The sequence below is a fragment of the Micromonospora thermarum genome (genome assembly GCF_012034245.1).
Classification (GTDB): Bacteria; Actinomycetota; Actinomycetes; order Mycobacteriales; family Micromonosporaceae; genus Micromonospora; species Micromonospora thermarum.
This window is the reverse complement of sequence record NZ_JAATEO010000059.1, coordinates 1-13,380: the sequence shown is the minus strand read 5'-3', so window position 1 is coordinate 13,380 and position 13,380 is coordinate 1. Positions and strand designations below refer to the sequence as shown.

The window sequence follows — 13,380 nt, the reverse complement described above, 5'->3', positions numbered from 1 at the left end:
GTCATGACCCACGTCGTCCGCCGGCCCGGATTCGCCGACGGAGTCTGGATCGCGTACTGATCGGCCCTGGTGCACGCCGTCGACGACGTTCTTACCGCCGTCCTCCGCGTAACTCCTGCCCCCTCCAGGCCGGCTTCACTCGCTCGGAGCACCGTGCCACAGGCAGCCGCGGGCCGACGCCGGCGTGGTCCTCAGGTTCCTGGTCGGTCAGGCGCAAAGCACGGCGACGGCGGCGATACCGACACCGGCCGGTGTCGCCAGTGCGATCAGTGGCAGGAGCACGCGGGCCGACACCCGTCGGCGCGGGGCGGCGGCGCCCAGGTGGCGCAATCGGGTCATGACCTGGGCCCCGGCCATCGGCAGGGCGAGTGCGGGGTGCGGAGCGCCGGTGAGGGCGATCAAAGCCCCGCGTACGGCGGTGGTGCCGCAGGCCCGCGCGGCCTCGGCGTCCGCGGACAGCTCGACCAGCAGGCGGACGGCGTCCGGCGCCTGCCGGGCCAGCGGCACCCACGGCAGGGCCCCGGCGAGCACCTCCGCAGCTGCGACTATCAGATGGTGCCTGCCCCGCAGGTGCGCCCTCTCGTGGGCCAGCACCGCCGCTCGTTGCGCCGGGGCCAGCCGGTCGATGCCGGAGCTGAGGACCACCAGCCCTGGTCGGCCGCCCACGCAGTACGCCAAGGGCTCTGCGTGGGGCACTCGGAGCACGCGGTCCGCACCGGGATCGTTCGCGGCGCCGAGCAGGGTCAGCAGGTCTTGGTGGGCCCGCCGGAACTCCCGCTGACCACGCCACCGGCGAACTGACAGGGCCGCGATCCGGGCGGCGAGGACGACGACCAACAGCGCTGCGAGCGCGCCCAGGAGACCGTCGTCGCCGGGTAGCCGGGCGTGGCGCACCGCCAGCCAGCAGTCGTGGGCGAGATTCTCCATCCACCGCGTGGGGCCTGTCTGCGGGGCGAGCATCAGGACGACCCCGGTGATGAAGGTGAGCAGCACCGCGAGGATCGCCCCCGCCCAGGCCAGGAGAACGGCAAGGGGATCAGCGACCCGGAACGCCGCCCGTTCCAGCAGGGGCGGGGCCAGCCAGGCCACCACTATGGGGGCGATCGTGAGGGCGAGGGCGGGCGTCATCGGTGCCCGCCTTCTCGCTCGTCAAGCACTTGGCGCAGGACCGCGAGTTCTCGGTCGGAGGCGGCGCGGGCGAAGTGCAGCAGCACGACGTCCGGCCGGCCGGTGGTCTCCAGCAGGCGGCGCAGGGTGCGGGCGACAAGCTCCTCACGAGTGCCAGCCGGACGGTAGTGCCACGCTCGACCGTTCTTCTCGCGTAGCACCCACTCTTTGCGGTGCAGGTTGTCGAGCACCGTCATCACAGTGGTGTAGGCGAGGGTGCGGCCGGTGGTGAGCCGGTCGCGCACCTCGCGCACCGGCAGCGGCGTGCTCGCCTGCCACAGCACATCCATGACGGCGGCTTCCAGCTCGCCGAGGCCGTCCACCGACATCCGCCCCCTTGTCCGCGTCAGCCTACGCCGAGTTGGCGTCACAAAGGTGGAGGGTTCGCCGGCTACGGGCGGGCCGTGAGGCGATGCGCGAACGGAAGCTGTTGGCGACCACGAACACCGAGGATAAACGGGCCTTCGCGGCGTCGGCGGTCATCGGGCGGGAGCGAACGGAATCGAGAGCGGGCGCGGCGAGAAACGGCGGCCCGCAGCGCTGCGCTGCGGGCCGCCGTTTCGCCGTATCGGTCAGGCGGAGTAACCGCGGGAAGCGGCCCAGTTCGCCAGCTCGTCGACCGCGATCCAGTAGGTGCCGTCACCCACCGGCTGCCACGGGTCGGCGAGCTTCACCTTGTTGCCGTCGTCTTCGTAGCCGACGACGGTCAGGTAGTGCCCGACGGGAAACGAGCGCGCGGTCCCGTCGGCGTCCGTGGCGGAGCCGATGACGTTCACCACCGGGATCCGGTTCTCGTCGACGGCCTTGCGCAGATCGCTCTCCAGCCGCTGCACCTCGTCCTCGCTGGCGGTGTCGTTCGGGATCTCACCCGTCTCGTACACGTCCTCGCCCAGCTCGCTGTTGAGGACCCGGGTGATGTCGAACGCGGACGCGGTTCCCGCGAAGGTGGTGCCGAGCTTGTCCGCCAGCTCATCCTGGCTCTTGATCTTGCCCTTGGCGCTCAGGGCGATCCGGGTCGACGCCGGGCCGCAGTAGTAGATGTTCGGCTGCGCCTGGAAGGTGTAGTCGCGCACGCTATTGGCGGAGCGCTTGTCCGCCTCTTGGACGGCGGCGATGGGTGCTGCCGCCGACCCGGACCCGGCCTGCGCAGCCATGGCGGGGCCAGCCGCAACAGCGCCCAGGCACGCCATTCCGGCGACGCCGAGCGCGCTCTTGGCGACGTTTGCACGGACAACGGAACCGGCGTTGGTGATGGCGGGAAGCCACCGGGCAGGATAATTCATTGCTTCGCCTTTCCTCGGCTTGAACAGTGCGCGTCTCACCGCCGCATCTGTTCGTCTCGGGGTTCAGGGTCGGCACGCGCCTGCGCGCCGGAAAAAGATCAACGCCGGCCTCCCGGCGTCGGCGTTTGGGGAACACAACGGCCGGGGTTGCCTGGGCATTCCGGGCTGTCAGCTCACGCCGGAGGGACCCGCTCCCGATGAGGTGCGGTGGGCAGCGGCACCAACCGCACTACGCGGTGCTGCCCGGCCGGGGCAGCACCGCGTGTGATCGTGGCCTCAGTGCAGCAAAGCGGCGGCCGGGCCCGCTCTGTAGCCAGGCCGCCGCGCTGTTGGATGTGTCAGTTACAGCCGGTCGAGGATCTTCTGCAGGGTCCGCACCTCGGCCTCCTGATCGGCGGCGATTTTCGCCGCCAGGGCCTTGGCGTCCGGGTTACTGCCCTGGGCCTGCTCGGTCTTCGCCATCTCGATCGCGCCCTTGTGGTGGGCAATCATCATCTGGGCGAACATTTTGTCGAACTCGGTGCCCTGGGCGGCCTTGAGATCCGCCATGTCCTTGTCCGTCATCATCCCCGGCATGCCGGACGCCCCCGGCGTAGGAGAACTCGTGCCGTGCATGTCGTGCCCGGGAGCGGAACTCATTCCCGGCATGCTGTGCCCGGAAGGAGCGGCTGTCGGCTTGCCCCAGGCGGCCAACCACCCCTTCATCGTGTTGATCTCAGGGTCCTGCGCCGCCTTGATCTTCGCGGCGAGGTCCTTGAGCTCCGGGTCGTTGGCGCGGGCGGACGCCAGATCCGCCATCTCCACCGCCTGCTGGTGGTGCGGGATCATCATCTGAGCGAACATGACGTCCGCGTCGTTGAAGGTGGCCGTGGCGGAGGCGGAGGCGCTGGCAGTCGGGCTGCCGCTGCCGTGCTCCATGCCGGCCATGTCGTTGCCGCTGCAGGCCGCGGTCACGAGCAGGGCGGAGAGCGCCGCGCCGGCCAGAGCGGTGCGCCGCACAGTGGTGCGCTTCATGAGGTAGAAAGTCCTTTTCGGTCGGCGTCTGATCGAGCTTGACAATCGGGCCTGTTGGCAGGGCGGCATGGCGCCTGCCCGGGACGACTCCTACGTTCGCGACACCGACGCGACAGCCAACCGCAATCCGATCGGCGCCACGGGCGGTCCGCGTCCCGAGGGCTGCGGAGACCAGACGGTGCGACGGAGTCGGGAATGAGGGGCGCGACGGACTGGGCCCCTGCGCGTTGCCCACAGCACGACTCCTGCCGCACCGAGCACGGCGAGGCACACGGCGAACAGGTCGAGATTCACCCCATGCCCTGGGCTCTCCTCACCGACGGATGCGGCGGAAAGTTGATCGGTTCCGGTGTGCGGCACAACCATCGCCATGCCGTCCTCGGCGTGGAACATGGCAGCAGCAGGGTGGTGACCAGCGTCACCGATGTGGCCTAGCGTGTGCATGCCGCAGACACCCAGCGCAAGCAGGACGACGAGCATCAGCCGCGGCGGACTGAGACGCCCCACCACATGCCTCATCACTGTCGTCCTGTTCATCGCAAATCCACGGTAGTAGGTACGGTTACGGCTGTTGCACCAAAAGCGTTCAACCGCCCCCGGCAGCAACCGAGGTCACGGAGTCAAGTTCGGGATGTCGAACCACGTGAAGGGCGCCCAGGGAAGGTTGCGCAGCACCGTGCTGTAGAGCAGGAAAGCCCCGATGTAAACGGCGTACACGCGCGGCGACAAGCGTAGCGCGGGCAGTTCACGTCCCAACCACACCGTGGCCGCCCACCGCAGGCCGAGATACGCGACGAACGGGACCGCGACCAGCGCGGCAAGATGATGACGAGCCGCCTGCGCCAGGTCGCCGTGAAGCAGGTAGTAGAACATGCGAGTTCCGCCGCAACCTGGTCCGTTGACCCCTGTGATCGAATGCCAGAGGCAGGGACCGGTGGGGTCAGCGATCCGGTCGGTGGGGTCGAACCGGAGAACGAAGGCGCCAGCCGCGACCACGGCAGCGGCGGCACCGAGGGTGGCCCAGCGCTGCGCCGCCCGGTTGGCAACCGTGGCCAGGTGTGACAACGCGCCCATCCCCCTGACAATCGTGGATCCAGTGCCGGCCAGGGCTTCGCGCCCACAGGTCGCCGCCCGAATCCCAATCCTACTAACCACTCATAGTAGATTGGTGCCGTCGGCACACGATCGCCGGATCACGAGTTCTCACGCGGGGAGGCCAGGTGCCCACCAATCGGTCAAGCCGGATGACGTGGGCAGGTATAGCGGCAGGTGTCGCGCTGCTCATCGCGGCCGTTACCGCAGCCGTGGCATGGCGCGGCGGCCCTCCCAGGTCCGATTCCTCCCCAGCGGTTGCTCTGAGCCACGTTCACGGCATGGCCGTGAACCCCGCGGACGAGCAGCTGTACGTCGCGACCCACCACGGCGTCGTTCGCGTGTCCGACCCCGAAGCCGTATACGTCGGGGAGGGTCGCCAGGACACCATGGGCTTCACGGTGATCGGCCCGGATCATTTCCTCGCCTCCGGACATCCCGCGCCCGGCGCGGCCGGGCCGAGGCATCTGGGCCTGATCGAAAGCACCGACGGCGGCCGCACCTGGCGATCTGTTTCCCTGTCCGGGCAGGCGGACTTTCACGCCCTGCGCAGCGCCGACGGCGTCACCTACGGCGTGGATTCCACCAGTGGTTCCCTGCTGGCCAGCAGCGACCGGCTCACCTGGCAGAAGCGGTCCGAGATTGACGCGTACGACCTGGCTGTCCAACCAGGGCGCCCGGACACGCTCCTGGCGGCCACGGAGCGGGGACTGCAGCGCTCCAACGACGGCGGCCGCAGCTGGACGTCAGCCGGCGGCCCCGCGTTCGTGCTGCTGCACTGGGCCAGCCGAGAGCGGCTGCACGCAATCACCGCCGACGGTCAGATCCTCGTTTCCACCGACGCCGCGACGTGGTCACGCACCGCTGGTCGCGTCCCCGACGCGCCGGTCGCCTTCACCACCCACGGTGGTGTGCTCTTCGTCGCCACCGACGACGGTCGGATCCTGACCAGCGCCGACGCGGGTGCCACCTGGCATCCCATGCCGACATCACGGTCCTGACCCTCGCCCACCGTCGGCCACTTCGCGACTGCCGAGACGTTCGTCAGAGGCCTGCTCCGACCGCCTGGGTGAGTTAGACGCGTCGGAAAGCCGAGGCATGACGGTTGCAGTCGCGGGTAGCAGGACGGGTTCGGATGAAGGGAGACGAGGATGACGACGACCGCGATGCTTGAGACCTACCCGCAGTCGATCAACCTGGACCGCACGAAGCTCGCCGAGACCATCGACACGCTCAACGCCTGCAGCGAGGCGTGTACCGCCTGCGCCGACGCCTGCCTGAGCGAAGACACGGTCGCCGAGCTGACCAAATGCATCCGCACGAACCTGGACTGCGCCGACATCTGCACCACCACCGCACGCATACTGTCCAGGCACACCGGGTACGACGCCAACATCACCAGGACTCTGCTCGAGGCCTGCGCCACCGCCTGCAAGGCATGCGGCGATGAGTGCGCCAGGCACGCCGACATGCACGAACACTGCCGGATCTGCGCAGAGGCCTGCCGGTCCTGCGAACAAGCCTGCCGAGACCTGCTCGCCACCATCAGCTGACCACCGGCCAAGCGCCCTGTTCGCATCGATCGCCGGGCTTCACGCCCTGCTGCCGGCTGGCCGCCCCCCGATGAAACCCCTTGACTATTGCCAGTGACAGCGCCGGCCCGGTGAGCAGCCGCTGGTGGTGGCGGCCCGCGTTGGGCCGCCACCACCACGTACTTATCCGTGCTGCGGGGTCAGGCGGACCCGCCGTAGCAGCTGGGCGTTGAGCGCCACCACGATTGTGGAGGCGGACATCAGCACGGCACCGACGGCCGGGCTAAGCGTGACTCCCGCCCAGGCAAGGGCCCCGGCGGCCAGCGGGATCGCCACCACGTTGTAGCCGGCTGCCCAGGCCAGGTTCTGGATCATCTTCCGGTACGACGCCCGGGACAGGCGGATCACACCGGTGACGCCGCGCGGGTCCGACGAGGCGAGGATGACCCCGGCGGACTCGATCGCCACGTCCGTGCCGGCACCGATGGCGAGTCCGACGTCCGCGCGAGCCAGGGCGGGCGCGTCGTTGACGCCGTCCCCGACCATCGCCACGGTCAGTCCCCGGGCCTGCAGGTCGGCCACTGCCCGGTCCTTGTCCGCGGGCAGCACCTCAGCGAAGACCTCATCGACGCCGGGCCGGAAGCCCAGGTCGGCAGCGACCGCCTCGGCGACGGGCCGGGCGTCTCCGGTGATCATGACGATCTTCCGCACACCCTGCTCACGCAACTCGACGATGGCCTCGCGGGCCTCGGGACGAATCTCGTCCTCCAGGGCGAACGCCCCCACCGCCTCCGCCCGCCCGCCGTCGGCCAGGCGGACCAGGTGCAGCACGGCGGCGCCGCGCGCCGACCAGGCCTGCGCGACCGTGACCAGGTCGTCCGGCACACGGGCTCCCAACTCTCGCAGCAACGCGGGACCACCCACGGCGTAGGGGTTGCCGTCCACAACGGCCTGCACGCCGCGACCGGTGAGCGACCGGAAGTCGCGGGCGCTGGCCCGCAGTCCCCGATCGTGCGCGACGGCCACCAGCGCCTTGGCGAGGGGGTGTTCGCTGTCGGCCTCGACCGCGCCGGCGATGCGCAGCACCTCCTCCTCGGTCGTGCCGGCCGCGGCAGCCGTGGCGGTGACGGTGTGCGCGCCCTTGGTCAGCGTGCCGGTCTTGTCGAACAGCACCGCGTCGACGGTTCGCATCCGCTCCAGGGCGAGGCGGTCCTTGACCAGGATGCCGGCCTTGGCCGACACCGCGGTGGACAACGCGATCACCAGAGGGATGGCCAACCCGAGGGCGTGCGGGCAGGCGATCACCAGGACCGTCACCGTGCGGACGACCGACTGGTCGAGGTCGCCCAGCGCCCACCAGGCACCGAAGGTCACCAGCGCGGCGGCGACCGCGACGTAGAAGAGCAACGCCGCGAACCGGTCGGCGAGCACCTGCGCACGGCCGCTGGACGCCTGCGCCTGGGCGACGAGCCGTCCGATGCCGGCCAACGCGGTGTCCTCGCCGACCGCGTCGACGCGCAGCCGCAGGGCGGAGTCAGTGGCCACGGTACCGGCCACCACTCGGTCCCCCACCCCGCGCGGAACCGGGCGGGACTCCCCCGTGATCATCGACTCGTCCAGCTCGGCGGAGCCGTCGACGATGCGGCCGTCGGCCGGCACCCGGGCGCCGGAACGCACCAGGACGACATCGCCGACCCGCAGCTCGCTCACCGGCACCCGGTGCAGCTCACCGTCGTCGTCGATGCGCTCGGCGTCGTCGGGCAGCAGAGCGGCCAGCGCGGCGAGCGCCCCCTGGGCTTGGCCGATCGCCTTCATCTCCTGCCAGTGCCCGAGCAGCATGATGGTCACCAGCGCGGCGAGCTCCCACCAGAAGTCCAGGTCGAATGCGCCGAGGCTGGTGGCCAGCGATGCCGCATAGGCCACCGTGATCGCCATCGAGATCAACAGCATCATGCCCGGGGCCCGGTCCCGGATCTCGCGGACGCCACCGACGAGGAACGGCCAACCACCGTAGAAGAAGACCACCGACCCGAGAACCGGGCCGACGAGACTCATGCCAGGAAAGTCCAGGGAGTAGCCGAACCAGTCCATCACCATGTGACTGGTCACCACGATCGGCAGCGTCAGGGCAAGGCTGACCCAGAACTTCCGGCGGAACTGCTCCGGGTCGTGACCAGCGTGCTTGTCGTGCCCGCCATGGCCGGCATGACTGACGTGACCGACGTGGTCGCGCCCTTCGTGGCCGCCGGCACCCTGCACTGGCTCAGAGTGACTCGGCCCGTGTCCATGTTGTGGTGCCCGTGGAGTCGGTGCGCCCGGGGCCGGCCCCTGGTGTTGCGCCCCGATGTGGTCGTGGCCGTGGTCGCCGTGGGCGTGCACCACCTCATTGACCCTGGCCTCGTGCGCCACGTTCTCGTGCCTCATAACCATCCACCTCCACGCCGCACCATATACCCCCAGGGGGTACAGCGCAAGTACCCCCGAGGGGTACCTGGTCGTCGCACCTTTCGCGTCCACGGAAGGAGCAGCGGCTGCAGAGATGACGTAGGCGTCGGAGGGGGTTTGACCACTCGAACAGGGCAAGTCGTGGCGAAAGGGCGCGAAAGGGACCGTTCACGAACAAAATTACGAGGCCTGCGCCGGCGGAAGACCGCCGCCGCCACGGATGAGCCTAGGAGCACTCATGGGACCCACGATCAGCCGCCGACGGTTGCTGGCCGGAGTCGCGGGCGCGGCGGGGCTCGCCAGCACCGCCGCCTGGAACGGGCGGACCTTTGCGCCACAGCCGGGACAGGTGGGCCCCGACTTGGTGTCGGGCGTTGACGCGGGTGGCGACCAGGCCGAGCTGACGACCACCCTTCGGCCCCGTCGCGTGACCATCGATCTCGGGGGACCTCAGGTACGCACCTGGGGATACGCCGAGGATCTGCCTGGTCCGCTCATCCGAGCCCGGGCCGGCGACCTGGTGCGGGTGGATCTGGTCAACGAGCTGCCGGTAGATACCAGCGTGCACTGGCACGGCATCGCGTTGCGCAACGACATGGACGGGGTGCCCGGGTTGACTCAGCCGCCGATCGGGGTGGACTGCCGTTACACGTACGAGTTCACCGTGCCCGACCCTGGCACCTACTTCTATCACCCGCATTCCGGGTTGCAGCTGGACCGAGGGCTCTACGGCGTTCTCGTGGTGGAGGACCCTCACGAAACCGGCCGCTACGACCACGAGTGGATCGTGGTGCTCGACGACTGGATCGACGGCACCGGCCGCACCCCGGAGGAGGTGCTCGCGGCGCTGCGCGAGACGGGCGGCCATGGCGACATGCCTGGCATGGATCACGGTGCGACACACGGTGAGGGCGATGGTGGCACGCCCGGCCCGGACCATGGCGGCCCGGCCGGCACGGGCGGTCACGGCGGCATGGACGCCGCCGGCCCCGGCGGTCATGGGGACATGGGCGGGATGGAGATGATGACGTCTCCCCTGCTCGGCGGTGCCGGCGACGTCTCGTACCCCCACCACCTGGTCAACGGGCGCATCCCGGCGGCGCCACGGACCTTCCGGGCACGGCCCGGTCAGCGGGCTCGGATCAGGGTCATCAATGCCGGCGCGGATACCGCGTACCGGCTGGCGCTCGGGGGACACCGGCTCACGGTGACCCACACCGACGGGTTCCCGGTCCAGCCGTTCGACACGGACGCGCTGCTACTCGGGATGGGGGAACGGGTCGACGTCGAGGTGGAACTCGGCGACGGGGTATTCCCGCTGGTCGCCGCCGCGGAGGGAAAGATCGGGCAGGGGTTGGCGCTGGTGCGGACCGGAGCCGGTAGGACGCCCCTGGCGACGGTGCGGCCGGCCGAACTGGACCGGCGAGTGCTCGACACGGCAAGCCTGCGTGCTGCCGATCGGGTGGCCCTGACCGACCGGCGGCCGGACCGGGTGCACCAGATGCAGTTGGATGGGTCGATGGCGCCCTACCGGTGGACCATCAACGGCGCCACCTTCGACGAGGCTGAACCGCTGCCCATCGAACACGGTGAGCGCGTGCGCCTGGAGTTCGTCAACCGCAGCGACATGTTCCACCCGATGCACCTGCACGGACACACGTTCGCCGTGGCTGGCGGTGGTGCCCGCAAAGACACCGTCATCGTCGTTCCCGATCGCACCGTTGCCGTCGAGTTCGACGCCGACAATCCCGGCCGCTGGATGGCCCACTGCCACAACGCCTATCACGCCGAGTCCGGGATGATGGCCACGCTCACCTACCGGGCCTGAGCCGATGCCGCTCCTACAACCTCCAACTTGTCTGGCCTTCTGCCATCGGGAGGCGCGATCCCCACCGAAGCGCCGTTCTAGGCGCTGCGTGCGGTCCCCTGTTCATGCTGCTTGCGCCACCCGTACCGGGTCACGCCCCGCGGCTTGTACACCGACAGGGCCGTTGTCACGAGCAACACCAGCAAACCAGCAGCGGCGGCGACCACAAGTTGAATCCGCATCCGGCCCAGATCACCGCCGGACAACGTCGCCTGCACCGCTACGCGTGCCATGTGGTCGATCGGCTGCGTGTGCACGAACAGAACGGCGGTAGCAAACACGTTCAGCAGTAGCTTCACCACGACCCAGTAGTGCCGGAAGAGACCCCACGTCGTGCCCAGGGATTGAATGAGGCCGGTCAACAGCGAGGCGAGGCTCAACGGGACTATGACGGACCAGGTGATCAGCTTCCCCGCGAGATAGGACGCCTGCACGCTCTGGGCATCGCGGCTGGCCAAGCCTGCCACTGCGAGCGCGAGAAAGACGGCCACTGCACCCAGCCAGCCGACCGAGAACGTGACATGCGCGGTCAGCGCGAACTTACGCAGCCTCGGCGTCATCACGAGTGACCGCTAGGGCTCAGGCCGGTCAGGTGCAGGACGACAAACGCGGACACCAGAACCAAAGCGACGAGCCCGAACACCTTCACCCAGCCCGGCACGGCGGGGGGCACCTCGGGATCGCGACCGCTGCGATCGTCCGACTGACGGGACGAGTTGGTCATGTCGGCCTCCTAGCATCCGGTGTGCTGCCACTGCCCTCACCGTCACGCCGGTTCATTCGAGACAGTGTGTCGCTGTCGAATCGGACTGTATCAGGAGTGGGCGGTGTGTATCTCACAGTGGCGCCGGGTTGTGGAGTGACCAGGACGCGCCCATCACTGACGTCACCGCGGCGCCCCGGACGACAGGTGTGGGGGCCGACGCCCGAGCGTCGGCCCCACGGCGGCTAGCCGCACGCCTGGTCAGCTCAGGATGGCGTCCACTACTTCGATCGCCCGCCACTCGTGCTGGGCGTAGGCGTACGGGAAGGCGGAGACCTGGACAGCCTGGGCCGCGAGGGTCAGCGGCAGGTTCTGCCAGCCGGGGGTTGCCAGCAGCGTAGTGAGGAACTGTCGGGTGGCGAATTCCGGCTTCATCAGGTCGCGCACGGCTCCCCAGCCGGTGCTGGGGCGCTGCTGGAAGAGTCCAACGGAGTCGTGGTCCCAGCCGATGGCCTGGTGCGGGTAGTTCTGCGACTCCGGCAGCACGCCGCTCGCGTAGTTGTAGAGGTTGCTCTCCTGCATGGCGGTGGCCACCGCGATCACAAGCGCGCGGCGGGGGACGCCCATCTTCCGGCCGGTCTCCACGATCTTCGTGGCGTTGTCCATCTGAGCCCGGTCCAGCCCGGCTACCGGTGCGATCCGCTTGAGCTTCGCCTTCGACGTCGCCTTCGGCTTGGGCTTGTGTTTGGGGGTTGGCGTCCGGGACGCGGAACCTGTGGGGGCAGGGGTTTCGGTGGCCGGGGCGGCGGACTCGCGGGCCAGTCCGCGGGAGGCGGCGTCGGCCTCGGCCCGCTGAGCGACCTCCGCGCGCTGGTCGGGCACCAGCGATTCGCCGGCGGGGCTGGGGCCGACCTGGGTGAGGGCCACCAGGCCGAGACAGCACACCGCTCCGGTGGCGACCGCCACCTTGGTCCGGCCGCGCCGGGCGGCGAGGAGGTTACGCAGGCCGTCGAGGCGGGTACGAAGCAGTCCGACATTGCGGAGTCGGGGCTGGAAGGTGCCGTCTAGCCGATCGGTTGAGGGGATACCGTCCGAACGGCCAGCCGGCCCGCCGAGTCTGTTCTGGTCGTCGAGGGTGCCGTCGTTACGCATTCGACGAGGCTAGGCAGGAGCAGCAGCAGTCACCCAGAGTGATCGGGTGGCGGTTTTCACACTTTCAAGCTTGGTAATCGGAGCCACCGGGACAGTCAGGCGACGATCGCCAGGATGCTCGCGGTCCCGGCAAACCTCGCAGGCCCCAGCAGGAAAGGGGAGCGCGGCGGAAACAGCGGCAAACATCCCGCCCTCATCCCGTGATCCACCAACTCACCCTTTCAGCTGATATCGGATCAACCTTTTCGAGGCGCGACGGCATCAGATGGCCGCACTCGTCCCCATTTGATCACCCTCGGACGCCGGCTCGTTGCCAGTTCCCTTCCGCTGAGCCCTACTCCCGCCAATGGTTCGCGCTGGGGTTGCGGGCCGGCCTCGGCCTTCGCCAACCAGCAGGTGTACGACCCGGACGTCGTCGACAAGACGCTGGACACCGTGGTCGGGCTGGGATGAGTGAGCGGGCATGAAATGGTCGAAGCAGTGTAGGGCTCTTCTTGCGGGCAGTTGTCGGTGCTTCCGCTGGCTTTCCTCAACCCGGCCGTAATGCGCCTGTGAAGGGTTACGGTTCTTTAGCGTGACCACGTTTCGTGTTGTTGGCATGGCGCTGAGTGCCCTCCTGGTCGCCCCTGCTGTAGCGGCCGCACCACCAGCGAAGGCGGCAGCCGCGCCGGAGGTGCCGTGCCCCAAGGCGGAACCGCCGGTGCCCCCACCGGCCACACCGGCTCCTCCCCCGGTTGACACTGCGCACCGCAAGGTTGGGGGCGACGCGCTCGCGACGGCGGGACTAGCGATCCCGCAGGGTGTCCCGATGGCGCCGGCGGTGACCGCCACGTCGTGGCTGGTAGCGGACCTCAACAACGGTGAAGTGCTGGGCGGGTGTGCGCCCCACGACCGCCGGACGCCAGCGAGCGTGCAGAAGCTGCTGCTCGCGGCAGCCCTGATCCCCCGCCTCGATCCGGCCCAGGTCGTCGAGGTGAAGCGGGAGGACCTGGCGGATCTCGATCCGGCCAGTTCGCTGATGGGCGTGGTGGAAGGCGGCCGCTACTCGATCGAGAGCCTGTGGCTGGGGCTGCTGCTCAAGTCGGGAAACGACGCGGCCAACGTGCTGGCCCGCGTCGGCGGCGG

General features: G+C 69.4%; 15 protein-coding genes. 5 read left to right on the top strand and 10 right to left on the bottom strand.

Annotated elements, in window-relative coordinates:
- Positions 1-207 precede the first annotated feature (207 nt).
- The 6 genes from HCJ94_RS28560 to HCJ94_RS28540 all read right to left on the bottom strand — a co-directional run bounded on the left by HCJ94_RS28560 (position 208) and on the right by HCJ94_RS28540 (position 4,538).
- Positions 208-1,128, bottom strand: a complete 921-nt coding sequence (locus HCJ94_RS28560; RefSeq protein ID WP_168004115.1) for a M56 family metallopeptidase — start codon at positions 1,126-1,128, stop codon at positions 208-210.
- Entirely contained in the window at positions 1,125-1,496 is a 372-nt protein-coding gene (locus tag HCJ94_RS28555) for a BlaI/MecI/CopY family transcriptional regulator (RefSeq protein ID WP_205802068.1), read from the bottom strand. The genes HCJ94_RS28560 and HCJ94_RS28555 overlap by 4 nt, the downstream gene beginning before the upstream one ends.
- Positions 1,497-1,739: 243 nt before the next feature.
- Entirely contained in the window at positions 1,740-2,489 is a 750-nt protein-coding gene (locus HCJ94_RS28550) for a C39 family peptidase (RefSeq protein ID WP_309227472.1), read from the bottom strand.
- A 303-nt stretch (positions 2,490-2,792) separates the two neighbouring features.
- Positions 2,793-3,464, bottom strand: coding sequence for a DUF305 domain-containing protein (locus HCJ94_RS28545; protein ID WP_168004114.1), 672 nt, complete (start codon positions 3,462-3,464; stop codon positions 2,793-2,795).
- Positions 3,465-3,554: 90 nt separating this feature from the next.
- A complete protein-coding gene (locus HCJ94_RS30650; RefSeq protein WP_255481214.1) occupies positions 3,555-3,944 on the bottom strand; it encodes a DUF6153 family protein in 390 nt (129 codons plus the stop codon).
- Between the two features lie 132 nt (positions 3,945-4,076).
- Complete coding sequence (locus tag HCJ94_RS28540; RefSeq protein ID WP_168004113.1) at positions 4,077-4,538, bottom strand: DUF2752 domain-containing protein; 462 nt, start codon at positions 4,536-4,538, stop codon at positions 4,077-4,079.
- Between the two features lie 146 nt (positions 4,539-4,684).
- Between HCJ94_RS28540 and HCJ94_RS28535 the strand changes: the two genes are divergently transcribed.
- On the top strand, positions 4,685-5,557 hold the full coding sequence (locus tag HCJ94_RS28535) for a F510_1955 family glycosylhydrolase (protein WP_168004112.1): 873 nt from the start codon (positions 4,685-4,687) through the stop codon (positions 5,555-5,557).
- Positions 5,558-5,707: 150 nt separating this feature from the next.
- Positions 5,708-6,109, top strand: coding sequence for a four-helix bundle copper-binding protein (locus HCJ94_RS28530; protein ID WP_168004111.1), 402 nt, complete (start codon positions 5,708-5,710; stop codon positions 6,107-6,109).
- A 162-nt stretch (positions 6,110-6,271) separates the two neighbouring features.
- Here the strand turns inward: HCJ94_RS28530 and HCJ94_RS28525 are convergent, their stop codons facing one another.
- On the bottom strand, positions 6,272-8,347 hold the full coding sequence (locus tag HCJ94_RS28525) for a heavy metal translocating P-type ATPase (RefSeq protein ID WP_168004110.1): 2,076 nt from the start codon (positions 8,345-8,347) through the stop codon (positions 6,272-6,274).
- Between the two features lie 424 nt (positions 8,348-8,771).
- Between HCJ94_RS28525 and HCJ94_RS28520 the strand changes: the two genes are divergently transcribed.
- Positions 8,772-10,361, top strand: coding sequence for a multicopper oxidase family protein (locus HCJ94_RS28520; RefSeq protein ID WP_168004109.1), 1,590 nt, complete (start codon positions 8,772-8,774; stop codon positions 10,359-10,361).
- Positions 10,362-10,438: 77 nt separating this feature from the next.
- Here HCJ94_RS28520 and HCJ94_RS28515 read toward each other — a convergent pair whose 3' ends face one another.
- The 3 genes from HCJ94_RS28515 to HCJ94_RS28505 all read right to left on the bottom strand — a co-directional run bounded on the left by HCJ94_RS28515 (position 10,439) and on the right by HCJ94_RS28505 (position 12,255).
- Positions 10,439-10,960: a hypothetical protein gene (locus tag HCJ94_RS28515; RefSeq protein WP_168004108.1), complete on the bottom strand. Its 522-nt coding sequence runs from the start codon at positions 10,958-10,960 to the stop codon at positions 10,439-10,441.
- Positions 10,960-11,124, bottom strand: a complete 165-nt coding sequence (locus tag HCJ94_RS28510) for a hypothetical protein (RefSeq protein WP_168004107.1) — start codon at positions 11,122-11,124, stop codon at positions 10,960-10,962. Before HCJ94_RS28510 ends, HCJ94_RS28515 begins: the two co-directional genes overlap by 1 nt.
- A 240-nt stretch (positions 11,125-11,364) precedes the next feature.
- Positions 11,365-12,255, bottom strand: coding sequence for a peptidase M23 (locus HCJ94_RS28505; protein ID WP_168004106.1), 891 nt, complete (start codon positions 12,253-12,255; stop codon positions 11,365-11,367).
- A 285-nt stretch (positions 12,256-12,540) separates the two neighbouring features.
- On the opposite strand from HCJ94_RS28505, the gene HCJ94_RS28500 reads away from it, so the two are divergent.
- Together HCJ94_RS28500 and HCJ94_RS28495 are read left to right on the top strand one after the other, a co-directional pair.
- The gene (locus tag HCJ94_RS28500; RefSeq protein ID WP_168004105.1) at positions 12,541-12,708 is read left to right on the top strand and encodes a hypothetical protein; all 168 of its coding nucleotides are present in this window, start codon (positions 12,541-12,543) and stop codon (positions 12,706-12,708) included.
- Positions 12,709-12,829: 121 nt separating this feature from the next.
- Positions 12,830-13,380 (top strand): serine hydrolase (locus HCJ94_RS28495; RefSeq protein WP_507236343.1); only part of this gene is annotated, 551 nt, incomplete at its 3' end.